Here is a 17,495-nt window from a genome sequence, read left to right as displayed (position 1 = left end):
GATTAGCACGGGGGTGGGGGTGGTTCTGACCGCGTTACGGCGGCGGCCGGAAGCGCGGCACTGATGCGGGAACAGCACCCGCGCCGACCCTTAGGGGCTAGCCCTCCTCCGGCCCCGGACACGCCGAAGGCCCCCGTCCCGAAGGAACAGGGGCCCGGTCGTCACGGCCTACCGGCCGGAACTCACGCCTCGTCGTCGGTCGCGACGTTGCGCACGCGGTTGGCGTCGACCTGGATGCCGGGGCCCATGGTCGTGGCGAACGTGATCTTCTTCAGGTAGCGGCCCTTGGCGGCGCTCGGCTTCACGCGGAGCACCTCCTCCAGGGCGGCGGCGTAGTTCTCGGCGAGCTGCTGCTCGGAGAAGGACACCTTGCCGATGATGAAGTTCAGGTTCGAGTGGCGGTCGGCGCGGAACTCGATCTTGCCGCCCTTGATGTCGTTGACGGCCTTGACCACGTCGGCGGTGACGGTGCCGGTCTTCGGGTTCGGCATCAGCGAACGCGGGCCGAGCACCCGGCCCAGGCGGCCGACCTTGCCCATCAGGTCCGGGGTCGCCACGACCGCGTCGAAGTCCAGGCGGCCCTTGGCGACCTCGTCGATCAGCTCGTCGGAGCCGACGATGTCGGCGCCGGCCTCGCGGGCCTGCTCGGCCTTGTCGCCCTGGGCGAAGACCAGCACGCGGGCGGTCTTGCCGGTGCCGTGCGGGAGCACGATCGTGGAGCGGACCATCTGGTCGGCCTTGCGGGGGTCGATGCCCAGGCGCATCGAGACCTCGACGGAGCTGTCGAACTTGGTGACCGAGGTCTCCTTGGTCAGGCGGATGGCCGCCAGCGGGGTGTAGACCTCGTCGGCGTCGATCTTCGCCGCGGCGTTGCGGTAGCCCTTGCTGCGCTTCATTGCTGCTCTCCTTGAGCTGGTGAGATGTGGTCTTCACGAGCCGCGCGCGGCTCTGCCACTACTGCTGGTGACGCGGGCTCGGCCGGCCGTACGACCGGCTGAGCCGCCGAGCCGGAAGGCTCAGCTGTCCGAGACGATGACGCCCATCGAGCGCGCGGTGCCGGCGATGATCTTCATCGCGGCCTCGACGTCGTTGGCGTTCAGGTCCGGCATCTTGGTCTCGGCGATCTCCCGGACCTGGGCCTGGGTCAGCGTCGCGACCTTGTCCTTCTGCGGGACGCCCGAGCCCTTCTCGATGCCCGCGGCCTTCAGGATCAGCTTCGCGGCCGGCGGGGTCTTGGTGATGAAGGTGAAGGAGCGGTCCTCGAACACCGAGATCTCGACCGGGACGACCTGGCCGCGCTGGGCCTCGGTGGCCGCGTTGTACTGCTTGCAGAACTCCATGATGTTCACGCCGTGCTGGCCCAGAGCCGGGCCGACGGGCGGGGCCGGGTTCGCCATACCGGCCTTGATCTGGAGCTTGATGACCGCGGTGAGCTTCTTCTTGGGAGGCATTCCCGAACTCGTTTCTGTAGACGTCGCCGATAACCCCTACCAAGGGCACGGCGGAGACACGTTGCCATGGGCAACAGCCGTCAAGCTTACCGGACCGGCCGGTATGCCCCGGACAGGACGAGGCCCCCGCCCCGGTCAGCACCGGTGCGGGGGCCTCGGACCGGAGGAACTACGGCCGGCTCGGCGTCAGCTTCAACGCCCCGCCGCCCGGCAGCGCCGACCGCAGCCCCGCCGCGTCCCGCGGCGACAGCGTCCCGGCGGCCCCGTCCGCCGACGCGGCGGCCAGCCGGTGCCCGCTGCCGTCGACGGCGCCCAGCGGGCCGGCGATCGCCTGCGCCAGCTGCCTGTCGATACCGGCCGGCACCGCCACGGTCCCGCCGAAGACGAAGCCGGAGTACAGCTCGCCCCGGTTCGCGTCCAACAGCGCGATGTCCTGGCCGGAGAGCCCGGTCGCCGGGTTCACCAGCAGCAGCGGACCGCCCTGGGTGCCCATCGCCGCCCCGCCGGAGAGCGCGTCGGGCCAGGCCGCGCCGGTGGCCACGCCGACGGCGTCCAGCGCCGGGAAGAACGTGTTCGCCACCTTGAACGAGGTCTGATACCGGTCGTTGCCGACCAGCGGCAGGCGCCAGTAGCCCTGCTGCGTGGAGTCCAGCGCCTTCAGCGCCTGGCCGCCGACCGCGGCCAGGAAGATGCTGGAGCTCGGCCCGAAGTCGGTCCCGAAGTGGTGCAGGTACGCGGCCGTCTCGGTCGGCATCCTGGTGTCGTCGGTGAGCACCACCACCGAGCCGTAGTTCGCGCCGGCCGCGGCGCCCGCGGACAGCGCGTCGGCGAAGTCCTGGCCGGTGGCCAGCAGGATCTCGCTGGGCTTGGCGGTCATGGTGTCGGCGATCCGCACCGCGGTGTCGTACCGGGTGCTGCCGGCGATCCGCGCCGGGCTGAAGCCCAGCGCGTGCACGGCCGCTTCGACCGCCGGGGACAGCGCCTGCGTGCCGCCCAGCAGGTAGACGGTGGCGCCCGGGTGCAAGATGCGCTTGAGCTCGGCGGCGGCCTGCGGCGACAGCGATCCGCTCTTGGTCAGCAGCAGCGGACCGTTCTTCCGCGCGGCCAGCGCCGAGCCGGCCAGCGCGTCGGCCGGCAGGTCGTCGCGCGACAGGACGGCGACGTCGGCCTGCGAACGGCTCACATCGGCGGTGTCGCCGTTGTTCCGCCACCCCTCCTGCGACACGGCGGTCGCGGTGCCCAGGCGGTCCGCGCCGGCCAGCCGCACCACCGGCTTGGCGAACTCGGTCCGGTAGGACAGGTGCTCGCCGCCGCTCAGCGCGCCCGAGACGGAGATCGTGGTCTCGGCGTTGGCCGTGGCCTTCGGGTCGGTGTTCAGCGCGACCCAGCGCACCTGGCTGGTGCCGGCCGAGGTCTCGTCGAAGGCGATCGTCTTGCCGTCCGGGGAGAACACCGGGTTGGCGACCTTGACCCCGGTGGCGGCGAAGGTCTGCTGGACCGGCGTGGCCAGCCCGCCGGAGGGCGCCGCGGCCGGGACGGTCCAGATCTGCGGCACGTTGTCCTTGTCGGCCTGCACGAACGCGACCGTCTTGCCGTCCGGGGACACGCTCGGCGCGGTGCCGGTGGCCGCGACCTGGTACGGGACGAAGTCCCCGGTCTCGTCGCGGACCCAGATCCCGGCCGAGGACCCGTTCTGGGACCGGGCGAAGGCCAGGGTGTCGCCGCCGAAGTCCGGGGCCGAGTCGGCGGCCGCCGGGCTCGAGGCCTTCGGCAGCGGCCAGGACACCGGCGTGCCGTTGCCGGCGGCCGAGCCGTTGGACCAGGTTGCCATCAGCTGGGTCGGGCCGGAGGCGCCGCCCGCGGCCGGGTCCCAGCCGGCGAAGACCAGCAGCTCGCCGCCGTAGGTCCAGACCGGCTGGGCGTCGGCGGCGGCCAGCCGGGCCACCGCCTTCAGGCTGGAGCCGTCGGCGTTCGCGGTGTAGATCTGGCCGTTGGCGCTGAAGGCGTACTTGCTGCCGTCGGGCGACCAGGAGACGTCGGTGCCGGCCCAGGGCACCGAGGTGCTCCCCCCGCCGACCGTCTCCAGGGAGCCGTTGGTGTGGCTGATGGTCAGCGGGCTGTGCGCCGGGACGCCGCCGACGGTGGCGCCGGCCTGCGGCGCGAGCGCCAGCGCGACCAGCGAGGCGGACACGACGGCGGCCGCGGACAGCCGCCTGGACATGCGGAATGACACGAGATCCCCCCACGGAATCTTCAGGGAACGTTAAGGGCGCTCCACCGTATGGGGAGCGCCCTGTCAGCTGCCTGCGAAAGCAGCATGAGAATCGGTCATCCGTTTGGCGGAGCCGGACCTCAGCTGTTCTTCTGGATCTGGTTGAAGCTCAGCTCCACCGGGGTCTCCCGGCCGAAGATCTCCACCAGGCCCTTGACCTTCTGCGAGTCGGCGTTGATCTCGTTGATCGTGGCCTGCAGCGTGGCGAACGGGCCGTCGATGACGGTGACCGAGTCCCCGACCTCGAAGTCCAGCACCTTGACCTCGGCCGGCGCCTTCTGCTTGCCGCTGACCTCCTCGGGCTGCTCCTCGAGCAGGATCTTCACGACCTCGTCCAGGGTCAGCGGGTACGGCTCGTGGGCGTTGCCGACGAAGCCGGTCACGCCCGGGGTGTTGCGCACCACGCCCCAGGACTCGTTGGTCAGGTCCATCCGGACCAGCACGTAGCCGGGGAACTTGTTGCGCTTGACCCGCTTGCGCTGGCCGCCCTTGATCTCGACGACCTCCTCCATGGGCACCTCGACCTGGAAGATGAACTCCTCCATGTTCAGGGTGGTCATGCGGGTCTCGAGGTTCTGCTTCACCCGGTTCTCGTAGCCGGCGTAGCTGTGGATCACGTACCACTCGCCGGGCGCGCGGCGCAGCGCGTCGCGGAACTCCTCGATCGCCTCCGGGCTGCCCGGCGCGGCCCCGCTGCCGGTCTCACCCTCGGCCTGCTCAGCCGCGTCCTGATCGGGCTCACCGGTGGCGACCTCCGCCTCGACGGCCTCGTCGTCGTTCTCCACGAGAACAGTCGCCTCTTCGAGGTCTCCGTACGTCTCAGACACGGTCGCTCATACTTCCTTCGCTCGGGGTGCTATGTCGGTACGGCGGCTCAGCCGAACACCCACATCACCAGTTTGCTGAACCCGTAGTCCAGCGTAGCCACGATCGCGACGACGATCGCGACGAACACGATGACCACCGTGGTGTAGGTGACCAGTTCGTTGCGGGTCGGCCACACCACCTTGCGCAGTTCGGCGATGATCTGCCGGTAGAACAGGCCCAGGCGGCCCAGCGGGGACCGGCGGCGCTCGGGGCGGCGGTCGCCACCACGGCCGCGGTCCGGCTTCGACATCGCGGAGGTCGAGCTCGTCTCGGTCACCTGGTCCTCATCACATTCGGTGAAAGTGGCAAGTTGCGCGGCGGGTCTCGCCGCGAACACGCTTCGCGCCCAGGAAAGCCCTATACCGGGCTTTCCTGGGCGCCTAAGCAGGGCCGGAGGGACTTGAACCCCCAACCCCCGGTTTTGGAGACCGGTGCTCTGCCAGTTGAGCTACGACCCTTTGCCTAAGCGTGCTCCACAAACCTACCTCGCCGAGGTGGGGAAGGGGAATCCGCCGATCGAGAGTGTACGGGAAGCGCGTCCCCGATTGCGAACGGGTTCCGCTCAACGGGGCGTACGGCCGCCTCCGGGCCGTCTCCTTTCGTGGAACACCACCCCGATCGCCGCCCTGGCGGTGGGACGATGGGGGCATGACAGCCTCCACAGCCTCAACTCCCTCCCCGTCCCGCCAAGGCCCTGCCACCAGGGTCTCCCGGCGCGTCGGTGCCATTGCCGAGTCCGCGACCCTGGCCGTGGACGCGAAGGCCAAGGCCCTCAAGGCCGCCGGCCGTCCGGTGGTCGGCTTCGGCGCCGGAGAGCCCGACTTCCCGACCCCGGCGTACATCGTCGAGGCGGCCGTGAAGGCGGCTCAGAACCCGAAGTACCACAAGTACACGCCGGCCGGGGGGCTGCCGGAGCTGAAGGAGGCGATCGCGCACAAGACGCTGCGCGACTCCGGCGTGTCGGTCTCGGCGAACCAGGTCGTGGTCACCAACGGCGGCAAGCAGGCCATCTACAACGCCTTCGCGACGTTGCTGGACCCCGGTGACGAGGTCATCGTGCCGGCCCCGTACTGGACCACCTACCCCGAGGCCATCCAGCTGGCCGGCGGCGTCCCGGTGGACGTGGTGACCGACGAGACCACCGGCTACCTGGCCTCGGTGGAGCAGCTGGAGGCGGCCCGGACCGAGCGCACCAAGGTGCTGCTTTTCGTCTCGCCCTCCAACCCCACCGGCGCGGTCTACAGCCCCGAGCAGGTCGAGGCGATCGGCCGCTGGGCCCTGGAGCACGGCCTGTGGGTGCTCACCGACGAGATCTACGAGCACCTGGTCTACGGCGACGCGCGCTTCACCTCGATCCTGAAGGCGGTGCCGGAGCTCGCCGAGCAGACGGTGATCGTCAACGGCGTGGCCAAGACCTACGCGATGACCGGCTGGCGGGTCGGGTGGCTGATCGGCCCGGCCGACGTGGTGAAGGCCGCCACCAACCTGCAGTCGCACGCCACCTCCAACGTCTCCAACGTGGCCCAGATCGCCGCGCTGGCCGCGGTGTCCGGGGACCTGGAGGCGGTCAGCGAGATGAAGCTGGCCTTCGACCGCCGCCGGCAGACCATGGTGCGGATGCTGAACGAGATCCCCGGCGTGGTGTGCCCGGAGCCCGAGGGCGCGTTCTACGTGTACCCCTCGGTCAAGGAGCTGCTCGGCAAGGAGATCCGCGGCCAGCGGCCGGCCAGCTCGGCCGAACTGGCCTCGCTCATCCTGGACGAGGCCGAGGTCGCCGTGGTGCCCGGGGAGGCCTTCGGGACCCCCGGCTACCTGCGGCTGTCCTACGCGCTGAGCGACGCCGACCTGGTCGAGGGCGTGTCGCGGCTGCAGAAGCTGCTCGGCGAAGCGCGCTGAACCGTCCGACGGACCGCATGACGTCGAAGGCCCCGGCGGCGAGCCGGGGCCTTCCGTGTGTCCGATCACCGTCTCGGATGTCCGCGCTGATCGGATATCACGCTGTTCTGCGACCTATGCCGTCGCGGTGGCAGCCTCCTGATGCCGACGTCCCTCCGCCGGGTCGCCGGCGCTCTGCTCGGAGGCGCCGTCCCCGGCCGGTGAGGCGCCGGCGGCCGGGCGCCGGTTCGGCACCAGCCACATCGCCAGCGTCGCCACCGCCAGGATCGCCGCGCCGGTGTAGACCGCCGGGACCATGCCGTCCACGAAGTGCTGGCCGGCGGACTTGGTCGCGGTCGGGCCGTAGCCGCCGTTCGCGGAGAACACCGCGCCCATCACCGCGATGCCCAGCACGCCGCCGAACTCCCGCAGCGCGTTGTTGATGCCGGAGGCGATGCCCTCCTGGTCGCGCCGCACCGAGCCGAGCACCAGGTTCGCGATCGGCGCGAAGAACATCGCCATGCCGGTGCCGCCGAGGATGAAGGCCGGCAGCAGCGCGGTGTAGGCCACCGTGGCCGTGCTGACCGCCGCGATCCAGCCCAGCGCCACCGCCTGCAGGCCCAGGCCCACCGTGACGATCCACTTGCCGCCGATCTTGTCGGACAGGATGCCGGCGATCGGGGCCACCAGCATCGGCATGCCGGTCCAGGGCAGCACCCGCACCCCGGAGGCCAGCGGCGAGTCGCCGAAGACGGTCTGGAACACCTGCGAGAGGAAGAAGACCGAACCGAACATCCCGAAGGACATCAGCAGGGCGCTGAGGTTGATCAGCGGGAAGCTCCGGCCGCGGAACAGGTGCATCGGCACCATCGGCGCGTCGGTGCGCAGCTCCCAGACCACGAAGCCGGCCAGCATGACGGCGCCGACGACGAACCCGGTCAGCACCAGCGAGTTGGTCCAGCCGACGTCCCCGCCCCGGATCAGGCCCAGCACCACACCCAGCAGCCCGCCGGTGGCCAGCCCGGTCCCGACCACGTCCAGCCGGCGCACCGGGCCGCGGCTCTCGGTGAGGCCGAACCAGGCCAGCGGCAGCAGCACGACGCCCAGCGGCACGTTCACCCAGAAGATCCACTGCCACGAGGCGGCCTCCACCACGGCCCCGCCGATCACCGGCCCGAGCGCCACGGCGAGCCCGCCGATGGCCCCCCAGGCGCCGACCGCGGCGCCGCGCTTCTCAGGACGCACACTCGCCGACAGCAGCGTCAGGCTCAGCGGCACGATCACCGCGCCGCCCAGGCCCTGCACGGCACGCGCCGCGATCAGCACCCCGATGTTCGGCGCCAGCGCCGAGACCACGGAGGCGCCGGTGAAGACCGCGAGGCCGGCGACGAACAGGGTCCGGCGGCCGAAACGGTCGCCGAGCGTGGAGCCGGTCAGCAGGAAGACGGCGAAGGTGAGGGTGTAGGCCGAGACCGTCCACTGCAGGCCGGACAGGCCGGCGTGCAGGGACTGCCGGATCGAGGGCAGCGCGATGCTGACCACGAGGTTGTCCAGCTGGGCCATGAACATCGCGGCGGAGGTGATCAGGAAGGTGCGGACCGGGTGGCCGATGGTGGCGGCCCGCAGGCCGTCCGCCGTCCGGCCCCCCGGCCGGTCGATGGTCTCGGTGCTCATCGTGGTACTCCCCTGGTTCGTGATGAGGGCGGTTTGAGTAGTTAGCAATCACTAACTACAGAAGGTAGTAATCAGTCACTAACTTGTCGGGACAGAAGGATGCTGCGAAAAGGTGCTGTGGGGTTTTCGGACGGCGTCCGGACCGGTCAGGTCAGTCGGTGAACGCCTTCTCGACGTAGTTCGCGTACTTCGGCTCGGCCGGGCTGCCGGGCGAATGCTTCTCGGCCGCCGCGGCGTCGAGGTCCGCGGCGTCCGCGGCGGCCTCCGCGGTGTCGTCGCGCAGCACCGCGAGGATCGGCTGCCACTCCGGATCGTCGCTGTCGTCGCGGCCCATCGCGGCGATCACGTTGCAGAGCATGCCCTTGGCCAGGAAGTCCACGCGGATCCCGACCGGGGCGCCCGAGAGGTTGTCCATGTGCTGCCACAGGCCCTGCATCGCTTTGCGCACGGCCGCCTGGACCTCGGGGTCGTGACACGCGGCGAACTGCTGGAGCTGCATGTTCAGCACCTCGCGGTCCGCCATGAGCAGGTCCTGGTAGGCATCGCCCATGGCGGCGAGCGCCGCGTGCCCGTACTTGCCGTCGGCCGCCTTGGTGAAGACGTCCCGGACCAGCGACGCGCCGTACTCGACGGCGGCGATGAACAGGTCGCGCTTGGTCGGGAACAGCCGGAACAGGTAGGGCTGCGACACCCCGACGCGCTTGGCGATGTCGGAGGTCGAGGTCCCTTCCAGGCCGCGCACCGAGAACTCGGCGACGGCGGCACGCACCACTTGGTCGCGGCGCTCTTCGGCACTCATGCGGGTCATGTGAAGTAAGTTATCACTCACTAACTTAGCTCGCAAGCCCCGGGCGCGGGAACCCTGGCGGGGAGGACCGAAACCTCTCAGAATTCTCCTGAAAGTTTCTCAGACGTTCCTCATCGACCCCACGGATAGTGGTCGCCGTGAGCTCTCCCACGCCCTTTCTCGCTGGTCCCGCCGGTGCCGCCGGCGCGCAGAGCGTTCAGAACACCCAGAGCACCTCCGAGATCCTCGTCGTCGACGACGAGCCCGGCATCCGCGCCGTGCTCGCCTCCAGCCTGGAGTTCGAGGGCTACGCCGTCCGGACCGCCAACGACGGCCGGGCCGCGCTGGCCGAGGTCCAGAGCGCGCGGCCGGACCTGGTCGTGCTGGACGTGCTGATGCCGGGCATGGACGGCCTGACCGCCTGCCGCCGGCTGCGCTCCGCCGACCCGACGCTGCCGGTGCTCATGCTCACCGCGCGCGACCTGACCGGGGACCGCGTCGCCGGCCTGGACGCCGGCGCCGACGACTACCTGGCCAAGCCCTTCGAGCTCGACGAGCTGCTGGCCCGGGTCCGGGCCCTGTTGCGGCGCGGCGCGCTGGTCGGCGAGGGCGCCGAGCCGGGCGCGGGCGCGGCCGCCCGGGAAGACCACGTCCTGGAGTACGAAGACCTGCGCATGGACACCCTGACCCGCGAGGTGACCCGGGCCGGCCAGCTCATCGAGCTCACCCGGACGGAGTACCTGCTGCTGGAGATGTTCCTGTCCCACCCGCGCCAGGCGCTGACCCGCGAGCAGATCCTGCGCTCCGTGTGGGGCTTCGACTTCGAGCCCGCCTCGAACTCGCTGGACGTGTACGTGATGTACGTGCGCAAGAAGACCGAGTTCGACGGCCTGCCCCGGCTGGTCCAGACCGTCCGCGGGGTCGGCTACGCGCTGCGCACCGCATCCGGCGGGCGGCGATGAGGCGGAGGATGCCGCTGCGCTCGCGGCTGGCGATCATGTGCGCCGTCGCGGTCGCGATCGCGATCGGCGCGGTGTCGCTCATCTCCTACGTCGCGGTGGGCAACCGGCTCCACGACCAGATGGACAAGTCGATCGCCGGCGCCGGGGGACCGGGCATCGGCCAGGTCTTCCACGACCACGGCCAGCAGTTCCAGACGAAGTCTCCCTGCGGCCCTCCCCCAGGCGACGGCCCGCGTCCGGCGAGCGACAACGAGTACCACCCGCAGGCCCTGGTCAGCATCACCTACTACAGCCCCACCGCCACCTGCCCTCTGCCCGGATCCACCGAGGTGCAGGGCCAGGCCAGTGACCTGCAGGTCGCCGGAGGACTGCCGACCGACACCATCTGGCGCGACGGGGTCACCACCGCCGGCGACAAGGTCCGGATCGAAGTCATCCCGGCACCGGACAACAGCACGGGCGTGCTCCTGAAGTCGCAGCCCTACCAGCCCATCGACGACTCGCTCAGCAGCCTGGCCTGGCTGCTGATCATCGTGTCGCTGCTGGGGATCGGCGGCGCCGCCACCGTCGGCCTGCTCGTGGCGCGCGCGGCACTGCGCCCGGTGGACGTGCTGACCTCGGCGGTCGAGCACGTCGCCCGCACCGAGGACCTGTCGGTCCGGATGCCGGTGTCCGGCGGCGACGAGATCGCCCGGCTCTCGGAGTCCTTCAACTCGATGACGGCCGCCCTGCAGGCCTCCCGCGACGAGCAGAAGCGCCTGGTCGACGACGCCGGCCACGAGCTGCGCACCCCCCTGACCTCGCTGCGCACCGCCATCGACCTGCTGATCCGCTCCGAGGAGTCCGGCCGGGCGCTGCCGGAGGGCAAGCGGACCGAACTGCTCACCGGCGCCCGCACGCAGATGCGGGAACTCACAGTGCTGATCGCCGACCTGCTGGAGCTCTCGCGCCCCGAACAGGCCTCGCAGGTCACCGCCCCGGTGGCGCTGCACGAGGTGGCCGAGCGCGCGATCGAACGCGTCCGCCCCCGCGGCGCCGCGCGCGAGACCCCGGTGACCATCACCGAGAACCTGCGCCCCTGGACCACGCACGGCGACAGTGCCGCCCTGGAACGCGCGGTGGTGAACCTGCTCGACAACGCGGTGAAGTTCGCCCCGCCGGGCTCGGACGTCCAGGTGCGGCTGACGAACGGCTCGCTGACCGTGCGCGACCACGGCCCCGGCATCCCGCCGGAGGAGCTGCCGCACGTCTTCGAGCGCTTCTGGCGCTCCCCCACGGCCCGCGCACTGCCGGGCAGCGGTCTGGGGCTGGCGATCGCCGCACGCGCCGCCAGGGAGTCCGGAGGCGCCATCTTCTTCGAGCGGCCGCACGACGGCCCCGGGACCATCGCCCGGCTGTCCCTGCCCGGCACCGCCGAGGCCTGATCCGCGGGAATCAGGGCTTTGGCATCGCCATGAGTACGGCACTGACTCTCCGTAGCCGGACCAGCCCGACAGCGTGATCACCATTCGGTGGATGATCTCTACTTTGTCAACAGACGCTCACATGTCCCACCAGTGCCGCGGCCTTTCTCATGTCCGTTTCATCGAAGCCTCATTCCCCTCCCACGCCGCCCCACGAGCGTCAGTGCCATGAACGCAACCGCTCTCACCGACCGCGAACCGCCGGACGCCGGCACCGGCGAGGCCCGCGGTCCGCGCAGACGGCTGGTCGAGGTCGTGGTGCCCGTCTACAACGAGCAGCACGTCCTGGAAGCCAGCGTGCGCAGACTGCACCGCTACCTGGTCGAGAACCTGCCCTATCCCTTCCGGATCACGGTCGCCGACAACGCCTCGACCGACGGCACCTGGGCGGTGGCCGCCCGGCTGTCGCGCGAGCTGAGCGGGGTGCGCGCCGTCCACCTGGACCTCAAGGGCCGCGGCCGGGCGCTGCGCGCCGTGTGGTCCGCCTCCGACGCGGACGTCGTGTCCTACATGGACGTCGACCTGTCCACCGACCTCAACGCATTCCTGCCGCTGGTGGCCCCACTGCTCAGCGGCCACTCGGACCTGGCCATCGGCACGCGGCTGGCACGGGGCAGCGCGGTGGCGCGCGGCCCCAAGCGGGAGTTCATCTCGCGCACCTACAACTTCCTGCTGCGCACCACGATGGCGGCGCGCTTCTCGGACGCGCAGTGCGGGTTCAAGGCGGCCAAGACCGAGGTGGTCCAGGCGCTGCTGCCGCGGGTGGAGGACGAGGAGTGGTTCTTCGACACCGAGCTCCTGCTGCTCGCTGAACGCTCGGGCCTGCGCATCCACGAGGTGCCGGTGGACTGGATCGACGACCCGGACTCCCGCGTCGACATCGTGAAGACCGCCAAGGCCGACCTGCGGGGCATGTGGCGGGTGGCCAAAGCCTCGCTGCGCTCCTCCTCCGGCGCGCCGGTCCGGGCCCGGGTCCGGGCCGCCGACCCGCCGCCCGGGCTGAAGTGGCAGATCCCGGTCTTCGCGACCATCGGCGTCCTGTCGACGCTGGCCTATCTGCTCCTCTACGTACTGCTGCGGGGCCCGATGGGGGCCTTCGCGGCCAACGCCGTCGCGCTGGCCGTGACGGCGGTCGCCAACACGGCCGCCAACCGCCGCTTCACCTTCGGCGTGACCGGCAGCCGCAATGCTCTGCGCGACCAGATCGGCGGCCTCGTCGCCTTCGGCATCGGGCTGGTGCTGTCCACCGGGACGCTGGCCGGGGTCCACGCGGCCGTGCAGCATCCCTCCCGGGTCACGGAACTGGCCGCGCTGATCGTCGCCAACGGCCTGTCGACGCTGGCCCGCTTCGTCCTGCTCCGCGCCTGGGTCTTCCACCCCAGGCACCATCCGACCACGTCCGCCGATCACGATTCCCCGGTCCCGGCGGCTCAGACCTCTGGAGAGCTGTCATGAGCGCGATTTCCCCGACGTCAGAAGTCGTCTACGAGATCGGACCGCTGTCCGACGCGACGGCGGCCGGCGGCACCGGACGCTTCACCCGGTTCTGGCGCGGCCCGGAGAGCGACCCGCGCTGGGCCCGGCCGGGCCTGCTTGGCCTGCTGGTCGCCGCCGCCGTCCTGTACCTGTGGGACCTGTCGGCCTCCGGCTGGGCGAACTCGTTCTACGCCGCGGCGGTCCAGGCCGGCACGAAGAGCTGGAAGGCGATGCTCTTCGGGTCGCTGGACGCCGGCAACTCGATCACCGTCGACAAGCCGCCGGCCTCGCTGTGGGTCATGGAGGTCTTCGGCCGGATCCTCGGCTTCAACTCCTGGACCATGCTGATGCCGCAGGCGCTGATGGGCGTCGCGACATGCGGCGTGGTCTACGCGGCGGTGAAGCGGGTCCTGACCCGGAGCCACAGCGCGACGATCGGAGCGGCCGCCGGCCTGCTCGCGGCGGCCGCCCTGATGGTCACCCCGGTCGCGGTGCTGATGTTCAAGTTCAACAACCCCGACGCGCTACTGGTCCTGCTCATGACGCTCTCCGTCTACGCGGTGGTGCGCGCCATGGAGCACGGCAGCACCCGCTGGCTGGTGCTGGCCGGGACGCTGATCGGCTTCGCGTTCCTCACCAAGACCCTGCAGGCGTTCCTGATCCTGCCCGCACTGACCGCCGTCTACCTGGCTCTGGGCCCCGGCAGGTTCCTGCGCCGGCTGTGGCAGATCGGCGCCGCCGGACTGGCCATCGTGGTCAGCGCCGGCTGGTGGGTGGCGATCGTGCAGTTCTGGCCGGCGAGTTCGCGGCCGTACATCGGCGGCTCGCAGGACAACAGCTTCCTGAACCTGACCTTCGGCTACAACGGCTTCGGCCGCCTGACCGGCAACGAGACCGGCAGCGTCGGCGGCGGCTTCGGCGGCGGGGCCCGGCGCGCGCTGGAAGGTGCGACGGGCGCCACGGGTGCGGCCGGCGGTAACGGCTTCACCTTCACCGCACCCGGCGGGCAGACCGTCACCATGCCTGGAGGCTTCGCGGGCGGGGGCCCCGGCGGCCGCGGCGGCGGTGCCGGCGGCTTCAGCCAGGGCACCGGCATCGGCCGGATGTTCAGCTCCGAGATCGGCAGCCAGGTCAGCTGGCTGATCCCGGCGGCGCTGGTGCTGTTCGTCTTCGGCCTGTGGGCCGCCGGCCGGGCCCGCCGCACCGACCACGCCCGCGCCGCACTGCTGGCGTGGGGGCTGTCCCTGGTGAGCACGGCCGCGGTCTTCAGCTACATGCAGGGCATCTTCCACCCGTACTACACGATCGCCCTGGCCCCGCTCATCGCCGTGACCATCGGCATCGGCGGCGGCATGCTGTGGGCCCGGCGCACCGAGCCGCTGGCCCGCATCGGCCTGGCCGGCGCGGTCGGGGTGAGCACGTGGTGGTCGTTCCACCTGCTGGGGCAGACGCCGGACTGGTACTCGTGGCTGCGGTATCTGATCGCGGTCGTCGGTGTGGTCGGGACGGTGCTGCTGCTGGCCGGGCCGGGCTGGCTGCGGACCGGGGCGCAGGGTGCGGTAGACAAGGCGCAGAGCGTGCCGGGCACGGTGCCGGCGGCTGAGGCCGACGGTGTCGCCGGGCAGCCGAGTTGGGTACCGAACGGCGGCGCGACCGCTGGCGATGGCGAGAAGGGTTCTGTATCCAACACGAACGCAGTGTCCGGCCCGGCTGTGGCGGCGCCCGCTGCGAACGCATCACGTAACAAGGCGCTGCGACTGGCGGCGGTGACTCTGGGTGTGGGCGCGGCGTTGCTGGGCCCGGCGGCGTACGCCGTGGCCACGACCGGCCAGGGCCACAGCGGCTCCATCCCCTCGGCCGGACCGGCCGGCACGGGCTTCGGCGGACCTGGCGGGTTCGGCGGCGGTCGGGGCGGCGGACGCTTCACGATGCCGGGTGGCGGTCAGGGCTTCTTCGCGGGTGGGCCCGGCGGCACCGGGGGCACAGGCACCACGGGCGGTACCGGCAGCACTGGCGGCACTGGCGGCACTGGCGGCACTGGCGGTACCGGAAGCACTGGCGGCACGACCGGCCAGACTGGTCCGGGCGGCTTCGGCGGCGGAACCGGCGGCGGAACGGGCGGCATGGGCGGCTTCGGCGGAGGCACTGGCGGCACTGGCGGCACTGGCGGCACCACCGGCGGCCAAGGCCAACTCGGCGGCACCCAGGGCGGCAGCACCACCGGCCAGCTCCCCGGCGGCTTCGGCGGCGGCACCCGCAGGGGCACCGGCGGAGGCGGCATGGGCAACCTGCTCGACGCCAGCACCCCCGGCGCCCAGATCCAGGCCCTGCTGAAGCAGAACGCGTCGAGCTACCGCTGGGTCGCCGCCGCCATCGGCGCCCAGAACGCGGCCGGCTACCAGCTCGCCACCGGCGACCCGGTGATGGCCATCGGCGGCTTCAACGGCTCCGACCCCTCCCCGACGCTGGCGCAGTTCCAGGCCTACGTCGCCCAGCACAAGATCCACTACTACATCGCCGGCGGCATCGGCGGACAGGCCAACGGCGGCGCCGACGAGGGCAGCTCGATCGGCACATGGGTCGCGGCCCGCTACAAGGCGCAGACCGTGGACAACGTCACGATCTACGACCTGACATCGCCGACCTCATAAGGAGGATCACGAACGCGGCGGGTGAGTGGGGTACGGCCCACTCACCCGCCGCTTGCGTCCACCCCGCACCGCCACAATGCTCATCCCCACGACAGAGGTGGATGGGGCGCGGCCGCGAACCAGAGCGCATATACAAACCGGCACCGTTCGGCGCGGTCTACTCGCTGCTGCTGGCGGGCGGCGTGGTCGGGGCAGCGTTGGTGTACATGGTGCTGGTGGCCGTGGTTCCGGGCGCCTCCGCGGACCGGCTGGACGTCGCCAAGTCCGCGCTGCTCGTCACCGGCGGATCCGGCGCGCTGGCCGGGCTCTATGTGGGATATCGCAAGCAGCGCACTGATGAAGCCAGCCACCTGCGCGACCAGGACAAACTGTTCACAGAACGCTTCACGCAGGCCGCCACGCAACTCGGCAGCGATCGGGCAGCGGACCGGCTGGCCGGCGTCTACGCGCTGGGCCGGATCGCGGACGATTCAGAGCGCGACCGCTCGACATGCATGAAGGTGCTCTGCGCCTACCTGCGCATGCCGTACGATCCGGCATCCGCGGATCCCGCCGAACAATCCGCACCCTCGACGCGGAGTACGCGACCTTCTCGGACGGTGCGAACTTCGACGAAGCCACCTTCACCGGCGACGCCTGGTTCACCTGCGCGCGATTCCACCGCTACGCCGACTTCCACGGGGCGAAGTTCGGCGCGATCGCGGAGTTCGGCAAGGCTGATTTCGCCGGCGCAACCTCGTTCCACGGAGCGGCCTTCGCGGCGGAGGCGTCCTTCGTCGGAGCGACGCTGAACGCCGAGACCGATTTCGCAGAGGCCACCTTCGGTGAGGAGCAACCGCCTCAATGGCCGGACGGGTTCACTCTGTGAGCCGCATGCCCGATTTGTCCGCCATACAGTGATCGATCGCTTACTTGCGATTCGCCCCTGATGACGAAACTACAGATCCGCGCCCACGAAAACCGGCTCGGGCACCAACTCCACGCCGAACCGGTCCCGCACCCCGTCCCGGATCTCCCGCGCCAGCCCCAGCACGTCCGAGGCCGCCGCGGCGCCCCGGTTGGTCAGCGCCAACGTGTGCTTCGTCGACAGGGTCGCCGGGCCCGCGCCGTAGCCCTTCGGGTAGCCCGCCTGCTCGATCAGCCAGGCCGCCGAGGTCTTCACCTGGTTGTTCGGGGCCGGGAAGCGCGGCGGGGCGGCGGTCGCGCGGGCGACCAGGGCGTCGAAGGCGTCCGCGTCGAGGACCGGGTTGGTGAAGAACGAGCCCGCCGACCAGGTGTCGTGGTCGTCCGCGTTCAGGACCATGCCCTTGGCGGCGCGCAGTTTCAGGACCGTGTCGCGGACCAGGGCCGGCGGGACGCGCTCGCCTTCCTCGACGCCGAGGGCGCGGGCCAGTTCCGCGTAGCGGATCGGGGCCGACAGGCGTTCGGATTCGGAGGCGGCCGGGGGGTCGAAGCCGAACCAGACCGTCAGGACCACGTACTTGCCGGGGTTCTGCTTGAACACCGAGTCGCGGTAGCCGAACTCCAGACAGCGGGACTGCATGCCGCGGATGTCGCCGGTCCCGCGGTCCAGGGCGCGGATCCAGGCGATGCTCTGGCCGACGTCCTGGCCGTAGGCGCCGACGTTCTGGATCGGGGTCGCGCCGGCCGAGCCGGGGATGCCGCTCAGCGCCTCGACGCCGACCGCGCCGAGGTCCACCGCCTCGGCGACGAAGGCGTCCCAGTCGTGGCCCGCGGCCACCCCCAGGCGCAGGCCCGAGCACGTCTTCTGCTTCGTCACGCCGGTGGTGGCGATCTTCAGCACGGTGCCGTCGAAGCCGTCGTCGCCGATCACCAGGTTGGAGCCGCCGGCCAGGATCAGCAGCGGCTCGCCGCGGCGGTCGCAGTCCGTGACGGTCTCGACGATCTCCTGCTCCGTGGTCGCGGTCACCATACGCCGCGCCGGTCCGCCCACACGCAGGGTGGTCAGGGGCGCGAGGGGTGCCGAGGCCTGTTCGAGCATGAGGGACACGCTACC

General features: G+C 71.1%; 15 protein-coding genes and 1 tRNA gene. 6 read left to right on the top strand and 10 right to left on the bottom strand.

What is annotated here, in order from left to right; genetic code table 11:
* Window positions 1–182: 182 nt before the first annotated feature.
* The 6 genes from rplA to ABH926_RS12500 form a co-directional block, all read right to left on the bottom strand.
* Window positions 183–896 carry a 50S ribosomal protein L1 gene (rplA, locus tag ABH926_RS12525; protein WP_370365648.1) on the bottom strand — a complete coding sequence of 238 codons (714 nt, stop codon included), beginning with the start codon at window positions 894–896 and terminating at the stop codon, window positions 183–185.
* 120 nt (window positions 897–1,016) lie between these two features.
* A complete protein-coding gene (rplK, locus tag ABH926_RS12520; protein ID WP_370365646.1) occupies window positions 1,017–1,451 on the bottom strand; it encodes a 50S ribosomal protein L11 in 435 nt (144 codons plus the stop codon).
* A 169-nt stretch (window positions 1,452–1,620) separates the two neighbouring features.
* Window positions 1,621–3,684, bottom strand: a complete 2,064-nt coding sequence (locus tag ABH926_RS12515) for a cell wall-binding repeat-containing protein (RefSeq protein WP_370365645.1) — start codon at window positions 3,682–3,684, stop codon at window positions 1,621–1,623.
* Between the two features lie 119 nt (window positions 3,685–3,803).
* Window positions 3,804–4,550: a transcription termination/antitermination protein NusG gene (gene nusG / locus ABH926_RS12510; protein ID WP_370365644.1), complete on the bottom strand. Its 747-nt coding sequence runs from the start codon at window positions 4,548–4,550 to the stop codon at window positions 3,804–3,806.
* A 47-nt stretch (window positions 4,551–4,597) separates the two neighbouring features.
* Entirely contained in the window at window positions 4,598–4,840 is a 243-nt protein-coding gene (gene secE, locus ABH926_RS12505; protein ID WP_370365955.1) for a preprotein translocase subunit SecE, read from the bottom strand.
* Window positions 4,841–4,975: 135 nt separating this feature from the next.
* Window positions 4,976–5,048: transfer RNA gene (locus tag ABH926_RS12500), tRNA-Trp, on the bottom strand.
* A 190-nt stretch (window positions 5,049–5,238) separates the two neighbouring features.
* Between ABH926_RS12500 and ABH926_RS12495 the strand changes: the two genes are divergently transcribed.
* A complete protein-coding gene (locus tag ABH926_RS12495) occupies window positions 5,239–6,486 on the top strand; it encodes a pyridoxal phosphate-dependent aminotransferase (RefSeq protein WP_370365643.1) in 1,248 nt (415 codons plus the stop codon).
* 114 nt (window positions 6,487–6,600) lie between these two features.
* Here the strand turns inward: ABH926_RS12495 and ABH926_RS12490 are convergent, their stop codons facing one another.
* Window positions 6,601–8,139 carry a DHA2 family efflux MFS transporter permease subunit gene (locus ABH926_RS12490; protein ID WP_370365642.1) on the bottom strand — a complete coding sequence of 513 codons (1,539 nt, stop codon included), beginning with the start codon at window positions 8,137–8,139 and terminating at the stop codon, window positions 6,601–6,603.
* 151 nt (window positions 8,140–8,290) lie between these two features.
* Window positions 8,291–8,947, bottom strand: a complete 657-nt coding sequence (locus ABH926_RS12485; protein ID WP_370365641.1) for a TetR/AcrR family transcriptional regulator — start codon at window positions 8,945–8,947, stop codon at window positions 8,291–8,293.
* A gap of 221 nt (window positions 8,948–9,168) precedes the next feature.
* Between ABH926_RS12485 and ABH926_RS12480 the strand changes: the two genes are divergently transcribed.
* The 4 genes from ABH926_RS12480 to ABH926_RS12465 all read left to right on the top strand — a co-directional run bounded on the left by ABH926_RS12480 (window position 9,169) and on the right by ABH926_RS12465 (window position 15,478).
* Window positions 9,169–9,888: a response regulator transcription factor gene (locus tag ABH926_RS12480; RefSeq protein WP_370365954.1), complete on the top strand. Its 720-nt coding sequence runs from the start codon at window positions 9,169–9,171 to the stop codon at window positions 9,886–9,888.
* Between the two features lie 8 nt (window positions 9,889–9,896).
* A complete protein-coding gene (locus ABH926_RS12475; protein WP_370365640.1) occupies window positions 9,897–11,312 on the top strand; it encodes an ATP-binding protein in 1,416 nt (471 codons plus the stop codon).
* Window positions 11,313–11,519: 207 nt separating this feature from the next.
* Window positions 11,520–12,806, top strand: coding sequence for a glycosyltransferase (locus tag ABH926_RS12470; protein ID WP_370365639.1), 1,287 nt, complete (start codon window positions 11,520–11,522; stop codon window positions 12,804–12,806).
* Window positions 12,803–15,478 carry an ArnT family glycosyltransferase gene (locus tag ABH926_RS12465; RefSeq protein WP_370365638.1) on the top strand — a complete coding sequence of 892 codons (2,676 nt, stop codon included), beginning with the start codon at window positions 12,803–12,805 and terminating at the stop codon, window positions 15,476–15,478. Before ABH926_RS12470 ends, ABH926_RS12465 begins: the two co-directional genes overlap by 4 nt.
* A 157-nt stretch (window positions 15,479–15,635) precedes the next feature.
* Here the strand turns inward: ABH926_RS12465 and ABH926_RS12460 are convergent, their stop codons facing one another.
* Window positions 15,636–15,758 carry a hypothetical protein gene (locus tag ABH926_RS12460; protein ID WP_370365636.1) on the bottom strand — a complete coding sequence of 41 codons (123 nt, stop codon included), beginning with the start codon at window positions 15,756–15,758 and terminating at the stop codon, window positions 15,636–15,638.
* A 210-nt stretch (window positions 15,759–15,968) separates the two neighbouring features.
* On the opposite strand from ABH926_RS12460, the gene ABH926_RS12455 reads away from it, so the two are divergent.
* Window positions 15,969–16,346, top strand: coding sequence for a pentapeptide repeat-containing protein (locus ABH926_RS12455; protein ID WP_370365635.1), 378 nt, complete (start codon window positions 15,969–15,971; stop codon window positions 16,344–16,346).
* 69 nt (window positions 16,347–16,415) lie between these two features.
* On the opposite strand, the gene ABH926_RS12450 is transcribed toward ABH926_RS12455, so the two are convergent.
* Complete coding sequence (locus ABH926_RS12450; RefSeq protein WP_370365634.1) at window positions 16,416–17,480, bottom strand: UDP-N-acetylmuramate dehydrogenase; 1,065 nt, start codon at window positions 17,478–17,480, stop codon at window positions 16,416–16,418.
* Window positions 17,481–17,495 lie beyond the last annotated feature (15 nt).

This window comes from Catenulispora sp. GP43 (genome assembly GCF_041260665.1).
GTDB lineage: Bacteria > Actinomycetota > Actinomycetes > Streptomycetales > Catenulisporaceae > Catenulispora.
The sequence above is the reverse complement of the archived record's forward strand: the minus strand, read 5'-3'. Positions and strand labels throughout refer to the sequence as shown.

Coding starts and splice junctions, on each gene's coding strand:
- ABH926_RS12465 (WP_370365638.1), top strand. CDS start 12,803: ATGAGCGCGATTTCCCCGACGTCAGAAGTCGTCTACGAGATCGGACCG.
- ABH926_RS12450 (WP_370365634.1), bottom strand. CDS start 17,480: ATGCTCGAACAGGCCTCGGCACCCCTCGCGCCCCTGACCACCCTGCGT.
- ABH926_RS12470 (WP_370365639.1), top strand. CDS start 11,520: ATGAACGCAACCGCTCTCACCGACCGCGAACCGCCGGACGCCGGCACC.
- ABH926_RS12490 (WP_370365642.1), bottom strand. CDS start 8,139: ATGAGCACCGAGACCATCGACCGGCCGGGGGGCCGGACGGCGGACGGC.
- ABH926_RS12485 (WP_370365641.1), bottom strand. CDS start 8,947: ATGACCCGCATGAGTGCCGAAGAGCGCCGCGACCAAGTGGTGCGTGCC.
- secE (WP_370365955.1), bottom strand. CDS start 4,840: ATGTCGAAGCCGGACCGCGGCCGTGGTGGCGACCGCCGCCCCGAGCGC.
- ABH926_RS12455 (WP_370365635.1), top strand. CDS start 15,969: ATGCATGAAGGTGCTCTGCGCCTACCTGCGCATGCCGTACGATCCGGC.
- rplA (WP_370365648.1), bottom strand. CDS start 896: ATGAAGCGCAGCAAGGGCTACCGCAACGCCGCGGCGAAGATCGACGCC.
- rplK (WP_370365646.1), bottom strand. CDS start 1,451: ATGCCTCCCAAGAAGAAGCTCACCGCGGTCATCAAGCTCCAGATCAAG.
- ABH926_RS12495 (WP_370365643.1), top strand. CDS start 5,239: ATGACAGCCTCCACAGCCTCAACTCCCTCCCCGTCCCGCCAAGGCCCT.
- ABH926_RS12475 (WP_370365640.1), top strand. CDS start 9,897: ATGCCGCTGCGCTCGCGGCTGGCGATCATGTGCGCCGTCGCGGTCGCG.